Below are 19,646 nucleotides of genomic sequence, written 5' to 3'. Positions count from 1 at the left end.
CGCCCCCGCCGTACTCCGAACCCCGCCGTTTGGTCCCAAACCGCAGGTGTTCGGCCCGAAATCACGCCGTTTGGTCCCAAACCGCAACTCGGGAGCCGGGCCGGAGCGGGCCGGAGGACGGCGCTAGGGTCGCGTCCATGCCCGACGACACGACCGACCCCGACGTCCCGGCGCAGGCGTGGGGGGGAGTCCACCGCGGGCCGCTCCGCGAGGGCGAGTGGGTGCGGCTGACCGACCAGAAGGGCCGCAAGAACAACTTCGAGCTGGTCGCCGGCAAGCGGTTCTTCTCCAACAAGGGCCACCTCGAGCACGACGAGCTGATCGGCCGGGACGAGGGCTTCACGGTGACCTCGTCCGCCGGCGGGGAGTACCTCGTCTTCCGTCCCCTGCTCAACGAGTTCGTGGTGTCGATGCCGCGCGGCGCGGCGGTGGTCTACCCCAAGGACGCCGCGCAGATCGTCGCGATGGCCGACATCTTCCCCGGCGCGGACGTCGTCGAGGCGGGGGTCGGCTCCGGTGCCTTGACCTGCTCGCTGCTGCGCGCGGTCGGCCCGCACGGCCGGGTCACGTCGTACGAACGGCGAGAGGACTTCGCCGACGTCGCCCGGGCCAACGTCAACCAGTTCTTCGGCATGGCCGATGGTCAGGGCCACCCGGCGTGGACACTGCTCGCGGGCGACCTGGCCGAGGAGCTGCCCGCCTCGGGCCTCCGGGCGGACCGGGTGATCCTCGACATGCTGGCCCCGTGGGACTGCCTGGAGGCCACGGCCGGAGCGCTGCGACCGGGCGGCATCGTCTGCGCGTACGTCGCCACGACCACGCAGCTGTCCCGGTTCGTCGAGACCCTCCGGCTCCACGGCGGCTTCACCGAGCCGCAGGCGTGGGAGTCGCTGGTGCGGAACTGGCACGTCGAGGGCCTCGCGGTCCGGCCCGACCACGCGATGATCGGGCACACCGCTTTCCTGGTCACCGCGCGACGGATGGCGCCCGGCACCCGGGCCCCGTTGAAGAAGCGCCGACCGGCCCCCGGCGCCTACGGCCCCGACTACGCCGGGCCGCGACCTCCCGGCGTTCCCCCCGAGCCCGCGGAGGACTGAGCGGGCGACCCGACGTGGTCGCGAACTCCGAGACCAAATCGTGAGAAACGCGCCCGCGTTCGCGTCGTCGAGGCAACCGTGGACGAGTAGGGTCGAATGCAGGAGGTGGGCACATGAGCATGGGTCACGATGCTTCGGGCGCCTCGAACGGCGACCGGAGCGCACGCGAGCTGGCCGAGCAGGTCAGGTTCCTCGAGTCCGAGATCACGGACCTGCGCCGCCGCCTGTCCGACGGACCGGCCGCCGCGCGCGGGATCGAGCTGCGCCTGGCCGACACCCAGCGGTCGCTGTCCGCGGTCACCTCGCAGAACGAGCGGCTCGCCCAGACGCTGCGCGAGGCGCGCGACCAGATCACCAAGCTCAAGGAGGAGGTCGACCGGCTGGCCCAGCCGCCGGCAGGCTTCGGCACCTTCATCAAGCGCAACGAGGACGACTCGGTCGACGTGTTCACCGGCGGCCGCAAGCTGCGGGTCAACGTCAGCCCCGGCGTCGAGATCGACACCCTCGTGCGCGGCCAGGAGGTCATGCTCAACGAGGCCCTCAACGTCGTCGCCGCCCTCGACTTCGAGCAGGTCGGCGAGGTCGTGATGTTCAAGGAGCTCCTCGCCGACAACGAGCGCGCCCTGGTGATCGCCAACGCCGACGAGGAGCGAGTGGTCCGGCTGGCCGACCCGCTGAAGGCCGACACGCTCCGAGCCGGCGACTCCCTGCTGCTCGACAGTCGTGCGGCGTACGCCTATGAGCGGGTCCCGAAGTCCGAGGTCGAGGAGCTGGTCCTCGAAGAGGTCCCCGACATCGAGTACGGCTCGATCGGTGGCCTGCGCAGCCAGATCGACGCGATCCGCGACGCGGTCGAGCTGCCCTACCTGCACCCCGAGCTGTTCCTCGAGCACCAGCTGAAGCCTCCCAAGGGCGTCCTGCTCTACGGCCCTCCCGGCTGCGGGAAGACCCTGATCGCCAAGGCCGTGGCGAACTCCCTGGCCAAGAAGGTCGCAGCCAAGACCGGGCAGGAGGGGAAGTCCTACTTCCTCAACATCAAGGGTCCCGAGCTGCTCAACAAGTACGTCGGCGAGACCGAGCGGCACATCCGACTGGTCTTCCAGCGGGCGCGCGAGAAGGCCAGCCACGGCACCCCGGTGATCGTGTTCTTCGACGAGATGGACTCCCTGTTCCGCACCCGTGGCTCGGGGGTGTCCTCCGACGTGGAGAACACCATCGTCCCGCAGCTGCTCAGCGAGATCGACGGCGTCGAGGCGCTCGAGAACGTCTTGGTGATCGGTGCCTCCAACCGCGAGGACATGATCGACCCGGCGATCCTGCGTCCCGGCCGCCTGGACGTGAAGATCAAGATCGAGCGCCCGGACGCCGAGTCCGCCCGTGACATCTTCAGCAAGTACCTCATCCCCGAGCTGCCCCTGCACGCCGACGACGTCGCCGAGTTCGGCGGCGACCGCGTGTCCTGCGTGGAGGGCATGATCCGGGCCACCGTCGAGCGCATGTACACCGAGACCGAGGAGAACCGCTTCCTCGAGGTCACCTACGCCAACGGCGACAAGGAGGTCCTGTACTTCAAGGACTTCAACTCCGGGGCGATGATCCAGAACATCGTCGACCGGGCCAAGAAGATGGCGATCAAGGACTTCCTCGAGCACGACCAGCGCGGCCTGCGGGTCCAGCACATGCTCCAGGCGTGCGTCGACGAGTTCAAGGAGAACGAGGATCTGCCCAACACCACCAACCCCGACGACTGGGCGCGGATCTCCGGCAAGAAGGGCGAGCGGATCGTCTTCATCCGAACGCTGATCACCGGCAAGCAGGGCACCGAGCCCGGCCGGTCGATCGACACGGTCGGCAACACCGGCCAGTACCTCTAGGAGACGGTCGTGGGCTGGGTGATTCTCGGATTGTTCGTGCTGGGTGTGGGCATCATCTGGCGCAAGGCCCGCAAAGCGTTCCAAGGGGTCGGGCATCGGCAACGGCCCGATCTCGACGGACGCCAGCGTGAACTACACCAACGTGCAGAACCAGGCGAACGGCGCGCAGTTCCGCGACGGCACGCCGTACTGATCGCCCGCCGTCAGACCCGCGCCCGGCCGAGGAAGCCGAAGGACAGCGCCGCGGGTCCGCTGAATCCGGGCAGCGACCCGGTCTCCAGCAGCTCGAGCGTCATTCCCGACTGCTCGACCAGTGCGCCGGCGTCACGTGTCAGGTGACACCCGCCGGCCAGTCGCTGCTGCCACGGGTCGAGCCGGTGCTGCCAGCCGGCGACGCGGTCGTCGGGGGACAGGCCGTGCTCCAGGAAGTGGAGGGTGCCCCCGGGCCGGACCACGCGTCGTACCTCTGAAAGCGCCGCCAGCGCATCCGGGATCGTGCAGAGCGTGAAGGTGCACAGCGCCGAGTCGTACGACGCGTCCGCAGCGGCGATCGCCTGGCCGTCGAGGCCGATCCGCACCACCGGTACGACGCTTGCCGACCGGCGCTTCTCCGAGAGCCGCCAACCGACGTCCGAGGGCTCCACCGCGCCCACCTCGGTGACCTCTGCAGGCAGGTGGACGAGGTTGAGGCCGCCGCCGAAGCCGATCTCGAGGACCCGCCCGGTCAAACCGGCGCAGGCCCGGCTCCGGGACTCCCCGAGGGCGCGACCGCGCAGTGACGCGTCGGTGACCCGGGGCACCACGTGCTCGCTCCACCAGCCCACCCGGCCACATTAGCGGCGGCGCGACCCGTGGCCCGTTCGGGCGGTTGTATCTGGGGCCGGTGACCGGGCCTCATGTTGTCGATACCTCCACCACCACCCACATCGTCAAGGAGATCCGATGTCTGCTCGACCCACCTTCCGCGCTACCGTCACGACGCTCGCCGCCGCAGCGATCCTGGTCGGAGGCGCGAACCTCGCGACGTACGCCGCCTCCGGGCATCCGCTGATCCTCGGCCACTCGAACGCCGCCACGGGGACCACCTCGTTGAAGAACCTCGGGCGTGGCCCGGCACTGAACCTGAACTCGGCGAAGTCCTCGCCCCCGCTGGTCGTGAACAGCTCCAAGATGGTCAAGAACCTCAACGCCAACCAGGTGGGTGGGTTCACGGCCGCCCAGCTCAGCCCGGCCATCGCGACCTACCGGCTCGGCACGTCGGGGGGGACGCTGAGCAACGACCAGCACCTGTTCCAGATCAACGCGCCGAAGGGCAACGTGGAGTTCACGATGACCGGCCTGTGGACCAGCGACAACTCGGCCGACACGATGCAGTGCCTGATCATCGACAAGGGACTGCTCACGAGCACCTCGGACATCACCAAGGTCTACGCGGTGACCTCGAAGTCCAGCACGTCCACGGACGAACCGGTCATCAACCAGACCGGCTTCGCTCACTTCCCGAGGGGGGCCAAGCTGATCTTCGGCTGCATCACGACCGGTGACGCCGGCGTGGTGACTCTCGCCCACCCGATCACCTTCACCTTCCAGAACGTCAACCAGCAGTTCAAGCACGGGTCGAGCATCACGATCGGCCCCCGGAGCCCGATCCGGGCCCTGACCGGACGCTGACCGGTCCCTCGGGCACTTGATCGGCCCCCTGGCCCATCTGGGCCGGGGGGCCGACCTGTTCGGGCCATGTGACCCGGGGCCGACTCCGCCCACCCGAGGCACGCCGACTCGGCGGCGTCGCTCGGCGTCCCCCGGCGCGGTCGGGGCAGGCTGACCCGGATCGGTGTCCGTGTCGGCGCGTAGGCTCGGGACCGTGACGGTACGACGGGTGATGGGCACCGAGGTCGAGTACGGCATCTCGGTGCAGGGGCAGCCCCACGCCAACCCGATGGTGGCCTGCTCGCAGGTGGTGAACGCCTACGCCAGCGCCACGATCAAGGCCCGGCGTGCGCGGTGGGACTTCGAGGAGGAGTCGCCGCTGCGCGACGCCCGCGGCTTCGACCTGAGCCGTCAGGTCGCCGACCCGAGCCAGCTGACCGACGAAGACCTCGGCCTGGCCAACGTGATCCTCACCAACGGTGCCCGCCTCTACGTCGACCATGCTCACCCGGAGTACTCCACACCCGAGGTGACCACCCCCCTCGACATCGTCCGCTGGGACAAGGCCGGCGAGCTTGTCATGCTCGACGCCACCCGGATGGCCGCCGCGACGCCCGGCACTGCGCCCATCCACCTCTACAAGAACAACACCGACAACAAGGGGGCGTCGTACGGCGCCCACGAGAACTACCTGATGAGCCGCTCGACGCCGTTCGGCGACATCGTCCGCCACCTGACGCCGTTCTTCGTGAGTCGTCAGGTCGTCTGCGGGTCCGGCCGGGTCGGGATCGGCCAGGACGGCCGGGAGCACGGCTTCCAGCTCAGCCAGCGTGCTGACTACTTCGAGGTCGAGGTGGGTCTCGAGACGACGCTGAAGCGCCCGATCATCAACACCCGCGACGAGCCGCATGCAGACCCCGAGAAGTACCGCCGCCTCCACGTGATCATCGGCGACGCCAACCTCGCCGAGATCTCGACGTACCTCAAGGTCGGCACCACCTCGCTGGTGCTGGCGATGATCGAGGCCCGGTTCATCTCCGCCGACCTCAGCATCGACGGGCCGGTCGCGGCGCTGCGCGCGGTCTCCCACGACCCGACGCTGCGTGAGCTGATCACCCTCCAGGACGGCCGCACCCTGACCGCGATCCAGCTCCAGGAGGAGTACCTCGAGCTGGCCCGCAAGTACGTCGACGACCGGCTCGGCGCCGACGCCGACGAGCAGACGGTCGACGTCTTGGACCGCTGGGAGTCGGTGCTCACCCGGCTGCAGCGTGACCCGATGCTGTGCGCCACCGAGCTCGACTGGGTGGCCAAGCTGAAGCTGCTGCAGTCCTACCGCGACCGCGACGGCCTCGACTGGGACAGCGCCAAGCTGCAGCTGATCGACTACCAGTACAGCGACATCCGACCCGACAAGGGCCTCTACCAGCGGCTGGTGCAGCTGGGGAAGATCGAGCGGCTGCTCGACGACGACTCCGTCGAGTGGGCGATGCACCATCCTCCCGAGGACACCCGCGCCTACTTCCGTGGCCGCTGCCTGGAGAAGTACGCCGACTCCGTCGCCGCCGCCTCCTGGGACTCCGTGATCTTCGACCTGCCCGGGCGCGAGTCGCTGCAGCGCGTGCCCACCATCGACCCTCTCCGTGGCAGCAAGGCCCACGTCGCCGCGCTGATCGACCGCTGCGACACCGCCGAGGAGCTCTTCCGGGCGCTCACCCGCTGACACCGGGGCGGACCAGGCGCGGCGAGCATGTCCCGCTCCGAGGTTGCGGTTTGGGACCAAACGACGGTGTTTCGGGCGCAGAACATGCGGTTTGGGACCAAACGGCGACCACCGTGCCCCCCGCCGAGCGGTGAGGACCAGTCTCATCGGGTGGATCGAACGGCTAGGGTGAACGCATGGCCCAGGAGCAGAAACAACCCCGCAAGTCGGGCGAGTCCGAGGAGGTCGCGGAGGTCCAGCCCGAGACCGACGTGGCCGAACGCAAGGGAGCGCTCGACGAGGACGTCGACGCGATTCTCGACGAGATCGACGACGTCCTCGAGACCAACGCCGAGGACTTCGTGAAGTCGTTCATCCAGAAGGGCGGCCAGTGAACGAATCCCGACTGCCGGCGTCGTACATGACGCCCGGCACCTCGAGTTTCGCCGACTTCCTGGCCGTGCAGTCTCCCGACCTGCTGCCCTCGCGGCGCGTCGTACCCCAGGGACACGCGGGCGACCTCGCCCCGCACGGTACGACGATCGTCGCCGCCACCTTCTCCGGCGGGGTGGTCATGGCCGGAGACCGCCGAGCCACGATGGGCAACATCATCGCGCAGCGCGACATCGAGAAGGTCTTCCCGGCCGACGAGTACTCCGCGGTCGGCATCGCCGGCACCGCGGGCCTCGCGGTCGAGGTGGTCCGGCTCTTCCAGACCGAGCTCGAGCACTACGAGAAGATCGAGGGGATGACCCTCTCGATGGACGGCAAGGCCAACCGCCTCGCAGCCCTGATCCGGGCCAACCTCGCGATGGCGATGCAGGGCCTCGCGGTCGTACCGCTGTTCGCGGGGTTCGACCTCACGGTCGGCTCCGGCCGGATCTTCTCCTACGACGTCACCGGCGGTCGCTACGAGGAGACCGCGTTCCACTCGGTGGGGTCCGGCTCGATGTTCGCGCGCGGCTCGTTGAAGAAGCTCTACCGCGACGACCTGAGCCAGGACGAGTGCGTGACCGCCATCGTGCAGGCGCTGTACGACGCCGCTGACGACGACTCGGCAACCGGCGGACCGGATCTGGCGCGCCGGATCTTCCCGGTCGTCCAGGTGATCACCGCCGACGGCGGCCACCGGCTCCCGGACGACGAGGTCGCCGCGATCGCGGATGCCGTGATCGCCGGCCGGATGGGTCGGCCGGACGGACCGGCAGCGAGCCTGACCTGATGCCGCGGCCACCCTCGACACGCGTGTCACGACCCCGCTCGACAACCAAGGATGTCGTCCGATGAGCATGCCGTTCTACGTCTCGCCCGAGCAGTTGATGAAGGACCGCGCGGACTTCGCTCGCAAGGGCATCGCGCGCGGCCGCTCCGTGGTCGTGATCCAGTACGCCGACGGCGTGCTGTTCGCCTCGGAGAACCCCTCGCAGGCCCTGCACAAGGTCAGCGAGATCTATGACCGGATCGCCTTCGCCGCGGTGGGCCGCTACAACGAGTTCGAGAACCTCCGGATCGCGGGAGTACGCCTCGCCGACATGCGTGGCTATGCCTACGACCGACGCGACGTCACCGGCCGCGGGCTGGCCAACGCGTACGCCCAGACGCTGGGCACGATCTTCTCCAGCGGTGGCGAGAAGCCCTACGAGGTCGAGCTGTTCGTGGCCGAGGTGGGTGACACCGCCGCCGACGACCAGATCTACCGTCTCACCTACCAGGGGCAGGTCACCGACGAGCACCAGTACGCCGTGATGGGCGGCGCCGACGACGTGGTCGCGTCGTACCTCAAGGACCACTACAGCGAGAACGCCTCGCTCTCCGAGGCACTGCACGTCGCCGTCGCCGCGCTGGGCCACAGCCCCGACGAGTCGGGCGGCTCCGAGGACCGGGTGATCCCTCCTGGAGACCTCGAGGTCGCCGTGCTCGACCGCCGACGGACCCAGCCCCGCAAGTTCAGCCGCCTCGGCCCTCAGCGGCTGGAGGCCCTGCTCGGTGACCGCGGCCCGTCGGAGCCGAGGCCGGAAGAGGTGCCCCCAGCGGGCGCACACGCCGCCGACGTGCCCACGGACGAGCCCGCCGAGCCCAGCGCGGCCCCGACCGATCCGTCGGCCGAGCAGCCGGGCGACCACTCCGCCGGCTGAGGACACTGCGGTTTGGGACCAATCCGCGGTGATCGAGTCCGAAACGACGCCGTTTGGGACCAAACGGCGTGGCCAAGCGGCGCGTACGTCGGGGTTCTCCACAGGTGAGTCTGTGACGGACGCGGCGCCGGCCGCCGACCGCGCATCCTGTCGGGGTGAGCATCCGCGAGAGTCCCATCCGTGGCGAGGTGAGGCAGGTCGGCTTCCGTCGCGTCGCGCACGGCCTGTTCGTTCGGTGTCGAGACGGATTGTCCGCAGGAGAGGAGCTTCTCCGCGACCTCGACGCGTGGCTGTGCGTGCTTCCTCCCGAGGCGGTGTTCACGCACGTCACCGCGGCTCGCATCCGAGGTTGGCACCTTCCCCCGCTGCCGGAGCAGGTGCCGGTGTTCGCGGCCGTCCATGGCGGCGAACGACGGGCGCGGCGGCCAGGGCTCATCTGCTCGCGACTCGTCGAGCGCGACGACGCCACCCTCAGCAAGCGCGAGGTCGTCAACGGACTACCGGTCGACACCCCCGAAGAATGCCTGCTTCGGTGTGCACGCGATCTCGGCCATCTCGATCTCGTGGTGATGATCGACTCGGCGCTCCGCTGTGGTCACGTTGACAGCGGTCGCATGGCCGCGTTGCTGGCCAGCCGTCGGCCCGGGGTCCGGGCTCTGCGGGCTGCCTGGGTGGCGGCCGACCCGCGGTCGGAGTCCGGAGGCGAGACCGTGCTGCGCATCTTCCACCACGTCATGGAGGTGCCGGTGGAACCCCAGGTCGAGGTCCGCGACGGCGACGGCCGGTTCGTGGCCCGCGCCGACCTCCTGGTCATCGGGACCTCGCTTCTGCACGAGTACGACGGAGCAGGTCACCGCGACCGTGGGCAGCACCGCTCCGACCTGCGACGAGAGCGCAAGCTCGCCAGTACGCCATACGTCCGTCGGGGGTTCTCGATGGACGACCTGATCAACCAACCGGCCGTGACGATGCACGAGCTGGACCGGGTGCTGGGGCGCACCCATCAGCCTGGCCGGCTGCGGCGGTGGCGTCGGGCGGTGGAGCAGTCGCTGTACTCCCCGGTCGGAAGGTCGCGCATCATGAACCGCTGGCATCGCGAGATGGGGATCGTCGATTGGTCACGAAGACCGTGATGCGGCCTCAACCCTCTGTGGTTTGGGACCAAACGGCGGAAATGCCATCCGCCGCGCAAACATGGTCGGAACAGATTGGCGCAGGCGGCCTAGGCTGGGGGCGTGGACCGTCGGATCTTCGGGATTGAGAACGAGTACGGCGTCACGTGCACGTTCAAAGGGCAGCGGCGGCTGAGCCCCGACGAAGTCGCTCGCTACCTGTTCCGCAAGGTGGTCAGCTGGGGCCGGAGCTCCAACGTCTTTCTGCGCAACGGCGCCCGGCTCTACCTCGACGTCGGGAGCCACCCCGAGTACGCGACGCCGGAGTGCGACGACGTCGCCGAGCTGGTCACCCACGACAAGGCGGGGGAGCGGGTCCTCGAGGGACTGCTCAAGGACGCCGAGCAGCGTCTTCACGACGAGGGCATCCAGGGCGAGACCTACCTGTTCAAGAACAACACCGACTCCGCCGGCAACTCCTACGGCTGCCATGAGAACTACCTGGTCAGCCGAGCGGGGGAGTTCAACCGGCTCGCCGACGTCCTGATCCCGTTCCTGGTCACCCGGCAGATCCTGGTGGGTGCCGGCAAGGTGACGCAGACCGCGCGCGGTGCGTCGTACGCCGTGAGCCAGCGCGCGGAGCACATCTGGGAAGGCGTCAGCAGCGCCACCACCCGGTCCCGGCCGATCATCAACACCCGCGACGAGCCGCACGCCGACGCCGAGCGCTTCCGCCGGCTGCACGTGATCGTCGGCGACTCCAACATGAGCGAGACCACGACGCTGCTCAAGGTGGCCAGCTGCGATCTCGTGCTACGGATGATCGAGGAGGGCGTGGTGATGCGCGACCTCACCATGGAGAACCCGATCCGGGCGATCCGCGAGATCAGCCACGACGTCACCGGCTCCCGCAAGGTGCGGCTCGCCAACGGCCGCGAGGCCAGCGCCCTCGACATCCAGCACGAGTACCTCTCCAAGGCGCGCAACTTCGTGGACCGTCGCGACATCTCCACCCCGGTGATCGAGCAGGCCCTCGAACTGTGGGAGCGCGGGCTCAAGGCGGTGGAGTCAGACGACCTCGGCCTGGTCGAGCGCGAGCTCGACTGGGTGATCAAGTGGAAGCTGATCGACCGCTACCGCGCCAAGCACGGCCTGCCGCTCGGCCATCCGAGGGTGGCCCAGCTCGACCTCGCCTACCACGACATCCGGCGCGACCGCGGGCTGTACTACCTGCTCGAGAAGCGCGGGGCGGTGGCGCGGGTGACCACCGACCTGAAGATCTTCCGGGCCAAGTCCGTGCCTCCGCAGACGACGCGCGCGCGGCTGAGGGGCGAGTTCATCCGCAAGGCGCAGGAGCGCCGGCGCGACTTCACCGTCGACTGGGTGCACCTCAAGCTCAACGACCAGGCCCAGCGCACCGTCCTGTGCAAGGACCCGTTCCGCGCGTACGACGAACGGGTGCAGCGGCTGATCGACGGCATGTGACCGTCGCCGAGCCCCGGATTGCTGCGGTTTGGGACCAAACGGCAGCAACAGCCGGGAGAAGTACGCCGTTTGGTCCCAAACCGCAACCTCCCGGCCGCACGCGCACGTCGGTGTGGGTTACCCAGGATCGCCGGATAGGGTGAACGCTCCCGACCCCGACGTCCGAAGGCTCTGTTGTGCGTACCCGCCGTCCCCCTGTCCGTCTCGCTCCTGCCGCCCTGGCGCTGGTGACCGCTGCGGTCCTCGCCGGCTGCGGAAGCACGAGCAGCACCCCAACCAGCACCGGCAGCACCGGCAGCAGCAGCTCGCCGACCAGCTCGGCCAGTGTGGGTGGCCCCGGCCTGGAGTCGGTGACGATCACCGGCCCGGTGGGCAGCTCGCCGACGGTGAAGTTCACCGGGGCGACGACCAACACCGCCACCGCGACCAAGACGCTGGTGACGGGCAAGGGTGCCAAGCTCAAGCAGGGTGACTCCCTGATCGTGCACACGGTGATCGCCGACGGCTCCACCCAGAAGACGGTCGCCAACTCCTACACCGACCACCAGCCCCAGGTGGTCGCCCTCGCCAAGTCGGTGAGCTCGATCTTCCTCGACGCCCTGGTCGGCCAGCGGGTCGGCTCCCGCGTGGTGATCTACACGCCTGCGTCGGCGGTCTTCGGCGCGCAGGGCAACCCGCAGATCGGCATCAAGAGCACCGACAACGTGCTGATCGTCTTCGACCTGGTCGGCCAGCCGGTCACCCAGCCCGACGGCGCCAAGCACGCGTCCCCGGCGTGGGCGCCGAAGATCGTGAAGACGAAGCACCTGATCACCGGCCTGGACTTCACGAAGACGCCCAAGCCGGACGGGAAGCTGCGCTCGGTGGCGCTGCGGACCGGCACCGGCCCCAAGGTCAAGGCCGGGCAGACCGTCTTCGCCCGCTATCTCGGCCAGGTCTACAAGGGCAGCAAGCCCTTCGACCAGAACTTCGACGCCCAGACACCGACGCCGTTCCAGATCGGGGTCGGCGCGGTCGTGAGCGGCTGGGACAAGACCCTGGTCGGCCAGCACGTAGGGTCCGAGGTGGTGCTCGCCATCCCGCCCAAGGAGGGCTACGGCGCCAAGGGCCAGCCCACGGTCGGCATCAAGGGCACCGACACCCTCTACTTCGTGGTGGACATCGTCGGGGCCGCCTGAGCGTGATGAGGGCCCGTACGTCGCAGCAGGGGGAGGCATGAGCGCGCCGAAGACCGAGCGTCTGCTCAACCTCCTGATCATGCTGCTCGTCCAGCGGCACTTCGTCCCGAAGGAACGGATCCGTTCGATCCTCTACCCGGGCGCGTCGAGCGACGCCTTCGAGAAGATGTTCGAGCGCGACAAGGAGGAGCTGCGCAGCCTCGGCGTACCCATCGAGGTGGGCCAGATGGACGCCTACTTCGACGACGAGCCGGGCTACCGGATCCGTGCGGACGAGTTCGCTCTGCCGGAGATCTCGCTGGAGTCCGACGAGGCGGCAGTGGTGGCCTTGGCCACCAAGGTCTGGGAGCACGCCCGACTGGCTGAGGCCACGACCGACGCGGTCACCAAGCTGACCGCCGCGGGGATCGACCTCGACCTCGGTGCCCTCGACATCGCCCAGCCGCGGCTGAGCGCCGACGAGCCGTCGTTCGACGCGTTCTGGGAGGCGACGATCAGCCGGCGCCGGGTCACGTTCGACTACCGCCGCCCCGGGTACGACGCCGCCCTGACCCGTCATCTCGAGCCGTGGGGCGTGGTCCGGTTCTCCGGGCGTTGGTACGTCGTCGGGCTGGACACCGACCGCGGCGAGGAGCGGGTCTTCCGCCTGTCCCGGGTCGTCGGTCCGGCCACGGCCTCGGGTCCTCCCGGTGCCTTCGAGATCCCGCCGGGCACCGACGTCCGTGAGATGGCCCGCAGGCTGGCACCGGTGTCACCCAGCGAGCCGGCCGTCGTCCTGGTCCGGCCCGGAGCCGGCGCCGCGCTCCGGCGGCTCGCCGCCGACGTGGACCGCGGTGTTCCCGGCCCCGACGGCACCGACGCGTGGGACCGTCTCGCCCTGCCCGGGGGCGCGCAGGACGACGAGCTCCTGGCCCTCGGCCCGGACGTGTACGTCGAGTCCCCGGCCTCGCTCCGCTCGTCCGTGGTGGCGCGGCTCGAGGCCGCCGCGAAGGCGCTGGCATGACCACGTCGTCCGGTGGCGCCAAGGACCAGGTCGGCCGTCTGCTCCGGCTGGTTCCGTACCTGCACGGTCGCGAGCAGGTCTCCCTCGAGGACGCCGCGCGCGTCCTGGCGGTCTCGCCCGAGCAGCTCGACAAGGACCTGCGGGTGCTGTTCCTGTGCGGGCTGCCCGGCGGCTACCCCGACGACCTGATCGACGTCGACCTGGACGCCCTCGAGGGCGAGGGCATGATCCGGGTGACCAACGCCGACTACCTGGCCCGGCCGCTGCGGCTGAGTCCCACCGAGGCGACCGCGATCATCGTGGCCCTGCGCGTGCTGAGGGCGGGCGCCGGTGACGACACCCGCGAGGTCGTGGACCGGGCGCTGTCAAAGCTCGAGGCCGCCGCCTCCGGCGTCGCACCCCCGCTGGTCGACCCAGGAGACGTCGTACCCTCCACGCTCGCATTGCGCGCCGAGCTGGAGAGTGCGGTCGCCGCAGGGCGACAGGTGCGACTGACCTACTACGTGCCGGCGCGGGACGAGGAGTCGGAGCGGGTCGTCGACCCGCACGCCGTGGTGACTCACCACGGGGTCGACTACCTCGACGCTTGGTGCCACAGTGCCGAGGCGCCGCGGTTGTTCCGGCTCGACCGGATTCATGACGCGAGGGTCCTCGACACCCCGGTCGTGACCGACGCCGGTGAGACCCGGGACCTCTCGGACGGGGTGTTCACCAGCGGTGACGAGGCGACCCTGGTGACGCTCGCGCTCCAGCGCGAGGCGCGCTGGGTCGAGGAGTACTACGCCGTCCAGGCGACGCGGCCGGCTCCGGACGGTACGTCGGAGGTCGATCTGCTGGTGGGTGACGAACGGTGGCTCCAGCGGCTGCTGCTGCGACTGGCGCCGTACGCACGTGTGGTCGCGCCGGAGGACTTCGCCCAGGGAACCGCCGACGCCGTCAACGCGGCTTTGGCCCTGTACGCAACACCCGCGGGCTAGACTGAAACGGTACTTCCTTCTCACGTCAGGACTTCTCCATGCGCTCCCTGCTGATCGGCGGCCTCGGTACTCCCGAGCTCTTGCTCATCCTCGCCGTCGTCATCTTGCTGTTCGGGGCCAACAAGCTCCCCGACCTGGCTCGCGGCAGCGGCCGGGCCCTGCGCATCTTCAAGGCCGAGGTCTCGTCCATCGACGACGACACCAAGACCCCGGAGCAGCGCGACCTCGAGGCGCGGCAGAACGCCGAGCGCGAGGCGCTCGAGGCCCGCCAGGCCGCCGAGCGCGAGGCCACGACCCGCCCGGTCGAGCACCGCGACGACACGACCGCCTGACCGGCGGTCCCCACATCCATGAGCGGGGTCATCGACCTCCTGCGCGGCAAACCGCACAACCCGGTCGGTCCGGACGGCCGGATGGCCCTGTCGGACCACTTCCGGGAGCTGCGGGCGCGGCTGATCCGCTCGACGCTGATCCTGGTCGTCCTGTTCTTCGTCGCCATCTACTTCTACGACCACCTGCTCACCGTCGTGCAGCACCCGTACACCCAGGCACAGAAGAACCTCCCCGACAGCGTCAAGACCGAGCAGGTCGTCAACGACGCCACCGGTGGTCTCCTCCTCCAGATGAAGCTGTGCGGCATGGTCGCCCTGATCGCAGCCAGCCCCTACTGGCTGTACCAGATCTGGGCGTTCGTGCTGCCCGGGCTGCACGAGAACGAGAAGAAGTACTCCCGGATGTTCGCGGCGGTCGCCGGCCCGCTCTTCCTCGGTGGCGTCGCGCTGGGCTACTACATCCTGCCCAAGGGCCTGACCGTGCTGATCTCGTTCACGCCGAAGGGCGTGACCAACCTGATCGACTTCTCCAAGTACTTCTCCTTCATGATGCGGATGCTGCTGGTCTTCGGCATCGCGATGGAGATCCCCTTGTTCGTGGTGCTGCTCAACCTGGCCGGGGTCGTCAGCGGTCAGGCGCTGGGCAGGCACCGGCCCTGGATCGTGATCGGCACGATGATCTTCGCCGCCGTGGCGACGCCGTCCACCGACCCGTTCTCGATGCTGATGCTGGCGGTCCCGATGCTCGCGCTGTTCGCGCTGTCCGAGATCATCGCCCGGGTCTCCGACCGGATGCGCGGTCGTGGCGCCCATGCACCCAACCGCACCGACCAGTGGGCCGACGACCAGGCCTCGACCCTGTGAGCTCCCGCGAACCCGACCCCTCGTCGTACGACGAGGTGGACGCCTTCGACCTGCCCGACTGGCTGGGAGTCGAGACGGTGACCTGGGGGGCCCTGGCCGGCCTCGGGAGCGGCCACCGCGTCGAGGGCGAGTTGACCGCGCAGTCGCGGGAGCCGCTCGGCTGCGACCTGCTGGCGGTCGACGACGCCTATCCGGCCCCGGTCGCCCCGGACTCGCTGCGGGTCAGGGTGCACCAGCTGTGGCGGCACGGCGAGGTGCTCGTGCTCGGTGATGCGGACCGGTTGGTCCTGGCGCTGCCCGGGTCCCGGTTGGACCCCGAGACGGTGCTCGAGGCCGTCGGACGGCTGGCCCACGCGGTCGGGTCCACCGGCGGGTTCGGCGTACGTCTCCGGGCCGGCGGCGACCACCGCCGCTGAGGCTGTGGGCCGGGTCGGTCTGCGGTTTGGGACCAAACGGCGTCATTTCGGTCTGGATTTCTGCGGTTTGGGACCAAACGGCGGTCATCGGTGACCGGATAGTCTGCGCGCGTGGCCACACGGGAGATCGCCCTGCTGACCAACCCGACGGCGGGGAAGGGAAAGGCCGGCCAGGTCCGGGACCTGGCCCTGACCAGGCTCCGCGACGCCGGCCTGGTCGTCCGCGACCTCCAGGGCCGCGACGTCGACGAGGCGGCCGACCTGGCGCAGCAGTGCGTGGCGGACGGCGTCGAGGCGCTGGTGGTCTGCGGGGGTGACGGCATGGTCCACCTGGCCGTGCAAGCGGTCGCGACCACCCCGACGGCGCTCGGCATCATCCCGGCCGGGACGGGCAACGACGTCGCGCGCTACTTCGACATCCCGCGCAAGGACGCCCGCGCCGCGGCCGATCGGGTGATCGCCGGTACGACGCGCACGATCGACCTGGCGCGCAGCGGGTCTCGCTACTTCGTGACCGTCCTCGCGGCCGGATTCGACGCCGTGGTCAACGAGCGGGCCAACCGGATGTCCTGGCCGAGGGGCCAGATGCGCTACAACCTGGCGACCCTGGCCGAGCTCCGGGTCTTCGAGCCACTGCCCTACACCCTCCAGATCGACGGCGAGCAGCTCACGCTCGACGCGATGCTGGTCGCGGTCGGCAACGGACCGTCGTTCGGAGGTGGCCTGCGGATCACCGAGGGCGCGGTCCTCGACGACGGCATGCTGGACGTCGTGATCATCAAGCCGATGTCCAAGACCGGGCTGATCCGGACCTACCCCAAGCTGTTCAAGGGCACCCACGTGACGCACCCGCAGTACGAGCACCACCTCGCCAGGACCGTGACCGTGGCGGCGCCCGGGATCGTGTCCTACGCCGACGGGGAGCGCTTCGGCCCGCTCCCGCTGACCATCGAGTGCGCGCCCGCAGCGCTGACCGTGCTGGCGTGAGCGCCTCTCACCAGTCGCGGGGCTACCCGGTGTACGACGAGTTCGCCGGGCTCTACGACTTCCCCCTCGACGACTTCCAACGACGAGCCTGCCACGTGGTCGAGGAGGGACAGGGCGTCCTGGTCGCGGCCCCCACCGGCTCCGGGAAGACCGTGGTGGGCGAGTTCGCCGTACACCTGGCGCTCCAGACCGGACGCAAGTGCTTCTACACCACCCCGATCAAGGCCCTGTCCAACCAGAAGTACCACGACCTCGTCTCCCGCTACGGCGCCGACCAGGTCGGCCTGCTGACCGGCGACGTGACGGTGAACGGCGAGGCACCGATCGTCGTGATGACCACCGAGGTGCTGCGCAACATGCTGTACGCCGGGTCCGGGACCCTGCTCGGTCTCGGCTTCGTGGTGATGGACGAGGTGCACTACCTCGCCGACCGCTCCCGCGGAGCGGTCTGGGAGGAGGTGATCATCCACCTCCCGGAGTCGGTGGCCCTGGTCTCTCTGTCCGCGACGGTCTCCAACGCCGAGGAGTTCGGCGAGTGGCTCGAGACGGTGCGCGGCGACACGACCACCATCGTGGAGGAACGCCGGCCGGTGCCGCTCTACCAGCACGTGCTGGTCGGCAAGCGGATGCTCGACCTGTTCGCCACCTCCGACGTCGATGCGGCGGCCGGGTTCGTCAAGGAGGGGGCGCCGGTCAACGCCGAGCTGCTGCGCGTGGCGCGGGACGACTGGGCGAGCACCCACATGCGCGACCGTCGTACCCCCCGAGGGCGGGCCCAGGGCGGCCGCGGCGCGGGCGGACGACCCGGCGGACAGGGCCGGCCGGTCGGCAACGGCCGGCGCGTCTGGGTGCCGAGCCGGGTCGAGGTGCTCGAGCAGCTCGACGCCGCCGGGCTGCTCCCCGCGATCGTGTTCATCTTCAGCCGGGTGGGCTGCGACGCGGCGGTCCAGCAGTGTCTGCGCTCGGGCATCAAGCTGACCTCGGTCGAGGAGCGCGACGAGATCGCGGCGTACGTCGACGAGGCCTGCGCCGACCTCCCGGATCCCGACCGGCAGGTCCTCGGGTTCCACGACTTCCGCGACGCCCTGACCCGTGGCATCGCCTCTCACCACGCGGGGATGCTGCCCGCCTTCAAGCAGTGCGTCGAGCAGCTCTTCGTCCGCGGCCTCTGCAAGGCGGTCTTCGCGACCGAGACGCTGGCCCTGGGCATCAACATGCCGGCCCGCACCGTCGTGCTGGAGAAGCTCTCGAAGTGGAACGGCGAGACGCACGCCGACATCACGCCGGGGGAGTACACCCAGCTCACCGGCCGGGCCGGTCGCCGCGGCCTCGACGTCGAGGGTCACGCCGTGGTGCTGTGGCAGCCCGGGATCAACCCGTCGGAGGTCGCGGGGCTCGCCTCCACCCGCCTCTACCCGCTCCGCTCCAGCTTCCGCCCGTCGTACAACATGGCGGTCAACCTGGTCACCCAGGTCGGCCGGGAGCGGGCACGGGAGCTGCTGGAGATGTCCTTCGCGCAGTTCCAGGCGGACAAGGCCGTCGTCGGGCTGGCCCGCCAGCTGACCAAGAGCCAGGACGCGCTCGCGGGCTACGCCGAGGCGGCGACGTGCGACCGCGGCGACTTCATGGAGTACGCCGCGCTGCGGCACCGCGTCTCGGAGCTCGAGAAGGGCGCGGCGCGGGCTCGGAAGGCCGACCGGCGCGAGGACGTGATCGAGTCGCTCACCCGGCTCCAGCGCGGTGACGTGATCGAGATCCCGGCGGGCAAGTTCGCCGGGTTCGCCGTCGTCCTGGATCCCGGGGTGTCCCCGGAGGGACCGCGACCCCAGGTGCTGACCGCGGAGCGACAGGCCCGGCGCTTGAGCCTGCTGGACTTCCCGTCGCCGGTCGAGGCCGTCACTCGGGTACGGATCCCGCGGCAGTTCAACGCCCGCAACCCCCAGTCGCGGCGCGACCTGGCGTCGTCGCTGCGGGCCGGCACCCACAACCTCACGCCGCCCCGCCGCCGCGAGACCTCGCCCGCGGCGCGGGTCGACCCCGAGGTCGAGGCTCTGCGGCAGGAGCTGCGCGCGCATCCGTGCCACGACTGCCCAGAGCGGGAAGCCCACGCCCGCTGGTCGGAGCGCTGGTACAAGCTGGACCGCGACGCACGCACCCTGGAACGGCGGGTCGAGCAGCGCACCAACACCGTGGCCCGCCAGTTCGACCGGGTCTGTGAGGTGCTGGCGACGCTGGGCTATCTTGCGGGTGACGAGGTCACGGAGCTGGGCCGTCCGCTGCGCCGGATCTACTCCGAGCTCGACCTGGTCGTCGCCGAGGCCCTCCGGCTCGGGGTGCTCGACGGGCTCGGGACCGCCGCTCTCGCCGCGGCGTTGTCGACGCTGGTCTTCGAGGCGCGGCGGGCCGAGGAGGGGCAGTCGCCACGGATCCCCGGCGGGGACACCCGTCGTGCGATCGAGGCGCTCGAGGGGCTCTGGCGCGACCTGGCCGAGGTGGAGCGGGCACACCGGCTCGACTTCCTGCGGCGACCGGACCCCGGGCTGGCCTGGGCGGCGTACCGCTGGGCCGAGGGCGACGACCTTGCCGAGGTCCTCGGCGAGACCGAGCTGACCGCGGGCGACTTCGTGCGCTGGATCAAGCAGCTGATCGACCTCAGCGGGCAGGTCGCCGACGCCGCCGGTGCCGGCGCCCTGCGCGAGACCGCCCGGGACGTCGTACGACGGGTGCGCCGGGGCGTCGTTGCCGTCGCCCCCCTGGAGGACTGAGCGCCTGCAGGTCTGCGGTTTGGGACCAAACGGCAGCATTTCGGACCGAAAACGTGCGGTTTGGGACCA

At 70.0% G+C, this 19,646-nt stretch carries 19 protein-coding genes; 18 read left to right on the top strand and 1 reads right to left on the bottom strand.

Going from position 1 to position 19,646, the window contains the following annotated elements; all coding sequences use genetic code 11:
- The first annotated feature begins 137 nt into the window (after positions 1-137).
- From E3N83_RS05325 to E3N83_RS19455, 3 genes are all read left to right on the top strand, one after another.
- On the top strand, positions 138-1,097 hold the full coding sequence (locus E3N83_RS05325; RefSeq protein WP_151082313.1) for a tRNA (adenine-N1)-methyltransferase: 960 nt from the start codon (positions 138-140) through the stop codon (positions 1,095-1,097).
- 113 nt (positions 1,098-1,210) lie between these two features.
- Complete coding sequence (gene arc / locus E3N83_RS05320) at positions 1,211-2,971, top strand: proteasome ATPase (protein WP_151082312.1); 1,761 nt, start codon at positions 1,211-1,213, stop codon at positions 2,969-2,971.
- Positions 2,972-3,014: 43 nt separating this feature from the next.
- A complete protein-coding gene (locus tag E3N83_RS19455; RefSeq protein ID WP_191907966.1) occupies positions 3,015-3,164 on the top strand; it encodes a hypothetical protein in 150 nt (49 codons plus the stop codon).
- Between the two features lie 10 nt (positions 3,165-3,174).
- Here E3N83_RS19455 and E3N83_RS05315 read toward each other — a convergent pair whose 3' ends face one another.
- Complete coding sequence (locus tag E3N83_RS05315; RefSeq protein ID WP_151082311.1) at positions 3,175-3,795, bottom strand: class I SAM-dependent methyltransferase; 621 nt, start codon at positions 3,793-3,795, stop codon at positions 3,175-3,177.
- A 118-nt stretch (positions 3,796-3,913) separates the two neighbouring features.
- Between E3N83_RS05315 and E3N83_RS05310 the strand changes: the two genes are divergently transcribed.
- From E3N83_RS05310 to E3N83_RS05240, 15 genes are all read left to right on the top strand, one after another.
- Complete coding sequence (locus E3N83_RS05310) at positions 3,914-4,642, top strand: hypothetical protein (RefSeq protein WP_151082310.1); 729 nt, start codon at positions 3,914-3,916, stop codon at positions 4,640-4,642.
- Positions 4,643-4,835: 193 nt separating this feature from the next.
- Complete coding sequence (gene dop / locus E3N83_RS05305) at positions 4,836-6,344, top strand: depupylase/deamidase Dop (protein ID WP_151082309.1); 1,509 nt, start codon at positions 4,836-4,838, stop codon at positions 6,342-6,344.
- A 176-nt stretch (positions 6,345-6,520) separates the two neighbouring features.
- A complete protein-coding gene (locus E3N83_RS05300; protein ID WP_151082308.1) occupies positions 6,521-6,718 on the top strand; it encodes a ubiquitin-like protein Pup in 198 nt (65 codons plus the stop codon).
- Positions 6,715-7,545 carry a proteasome subunit beta gene (gene prcB, locus E3N83_RS05295; protein ID WP_238343078.1) on the top strand — a complete coding sequence of 277 codons (831 nt, stop codon included), beginning with the start codon at positions 6,715-6,717 and terminating at the stop codon, positions 7,543-7,545. The genes E3N83_RS05300 and prcB overlap by 4 nt, the downstream gene beginning before the upstream one ends.
- 61 nt (positions 7,546-7,606) lie before the next feature.
- A complete protein-coding gene (gene prcA / locus E3N83_RS05290; RefSeq protein ID WP_151082307.1) occupies positions 7,607-8,458 on the top strand; it encodes a proteasome subunit alpha in 852 nt (283 codons plus the stop codon).
- Positions 8,459-8,706: 248 nt separating this feature from the next.
- Positions 8,707-9,591 (top strand): hypothetical protein, encoded by an 885-nt coding sequence (locus E3N83_RS05285; RefSeq protein WP_151082306.1) that lies wholly within the window; start codon positions 8,707-8,709, stop codon positions 9,589-9,591.
- 102 nt (positions 9,592-9,693) lie between these two features.
- Positions 9,694-11,055, top strand: coding sequence for a Pup--protein ligase (gene pafA / locus E3N83_RS05280; protein WP_151082305.1), 1,362 nt, complete (start codon positions 9,694-9,696; stop codon positions 11,053-11,055).
- A 227-nt stretch (positions 11,056-11,282) separates the two neighbouring features.
- Positions 11,283-12,233: an FKBP-type peptidyl-prolyl cis-trans isomerase gene (locus E3N83_RS05275; RefSeq protein WP_191907965.1), complete on the top strand. Its 951-nt coding sequence runs from the start codon at positions 11,283-11,285 to the stop codon at positions 12,231-12,233.
- Between the two features lie 37 nt (positions 12,234-12,270).
- Positions 12,271-13,236 (top strand): helix-turn-helix transcriptional regulator, encoded by a 966-nt coding sequence (locus tag E3N83_RS05270; RefSeq protein WP_151082303.1) that lies wholly within the window; start codon positions 12,271-12,273, stop codon positions 13,234-13,236.
- The gene (locus E3N83_RS05265) at positions 13,233-14,213 is read left to right on the top strand and encodes a helix-turn-helix transcriptional regulator (RefSeq protein ID WP_151082302.1); all 981 of its coding nucleotides are present in this window, start codon (positions 13,233-13,235) and stop codon (positions 14,211-14,213) included. Before E3N83_RS05270 ends, E3N83_RS05265 begins: the two co-directional genes overlap by 4 nt.
- A 38-nt stretch (positions 14,214-14,251) precedes the next feature.
- Positions 14,252-14,545, top strand: coding sequence for a Sec-independent protein translocase subunit TatA (tatA, locus tag E3N83_RS05260; RefSeq protein ID WP_202879325.1), 294 nt, complete (start codon positions 14,252-14,254; stop codon positions 14,543-14,545).
- Between the two features lie 18 nt (positions 14,546-14,563).
- Positions 14,564-15,409, top strand: coding sequence for a twin-arginine translocase subunit TatC (gene tatC, locus E3N83_RS05255; RefSeq protein ID WP_151082301.1), 846 nt, complete (start codon positions 14,564-14,566; stop codon positions 15,407-15,409).
- Positions 15,406-15,825: a hypothetical protein gene (locus E3N83_RS05250; protein ID WP_151082300.1), complete on the top strand. Its 420-nt coding sequence runs from the start codon at positions 15,406-15,408 to the stop codon at positions 15,823-15,825. The genes tatC and E3N83_RS05250 overlap by 4 nt, the downstream gene beginning before the upstream one ends.
- Before the next feature lie 111 nt (positions 15,826-15,936).
- Positions 15,937-16,812, top strand: a complete 876-nt coding sequence (locus E3N83_RS05245) for a diacylglycerol kinase (RefSeq protein WP_151082299.1) — start codon at positions 15,937-15,939, stop codon at positions 16,810-16,812.
- Positions 16,809-19,577, top strand: a complete 2,769-nt coding sequence (locus tag E3N83_RS05240) for a DEAD/DEAH box helicase (protein ID WP_238343077.1) — start codon at positions 16,809-16,811, stop codon at positions 19,575-19,577. Before E3N83_RS05245 ends, E3N83_RS05240 begins: the two co-directional genes overlap by 4 nt.
- The last annotated feature ends 69 nt before the right edge of the window (positions 19,578-19,646 follow it).

It is taken from the genome of Nocardioides cynanchi, assembly GCF_008761635.1.
Lineage (GTDB): Bacteria > Actinomycetota > Actinomycetes > Propionibacteriales > Nocardioidaceae > Nocardioides > Nocardioides cynanchi.
Note: the sequence above shows the minus strand (reverse complement) of the source record. Positions and strands in the feature narration are given on the sequence as shown.

What these genes read in the sequence shown, in the direction of transcription:
- E3N83_RS05265 (WP_151082302.1), top strand. Translation starts at nt 13,233, where the DNA reads ATGACCACGTCGTCCGGTGGCGCCAAGGACCAGGTCGGCCGTCTGCTC.
- E3N83_RS05310 (WP_151082310.1), top strand. Translation starts at nt 3,914, where the DNA reads ATGTCTGCTCGACCCACCTTCCGCGCTACCGTCACGACGCTCGCCGCC.
- arc (WP_151082312.1), top strand. Translation starts at nt 1,211, where the DNA reads ATGAGCATGGGTCACGATGCTTCGGGCGCCTCGAACGGCGACCGGAGC.
- E3N83_RS05300 (WP_151082308.1), top strand. Translation starts at nt 6,521, where the DNA reads ATGGCCCAGGAGCAGAAACAACCCCGCAAGTCGGGCGAGTCCGAGGAG.
- prcA (WP_151082307.1), top strand. Translation starts at nt 7,607, where the DNA reads ATGAGCATGCCGTTCTACGTCTCGCCCGAGCAGTTGATGAAGGACCGC.
- tatC (WP_151082301.1), top strand. Translation starts at nt 14,564, where the DNA reads ATGAGCGGGGTCATCGACCTCCTGCGCGGCAAACCGCACAACCCGGTC.
- E3N83_RS05270 (WP_151082303.1), top strand. Translation starts at nt 12,271, where the DNA reads ATGAGCGCGCCGAAGACCGAGCGTCTGCTCAACCTCCTGATCATGCTG.
- E3N83_RS05325 (WP_151082313.1), top strand. Translation starts at nt 138, where the DNA reads ATGCCCGACGACACGACCGACCCCGACGTCCCGGCGCAGGCGTGGGGG.
- tatA (WP_202879325.1), top strand. Translation starts at nt 14,252, where the DNA reads ATGCGCTCCCTGCTGATCGGCGGCCTCGGTACTCCCGAGCTCTTGCTC.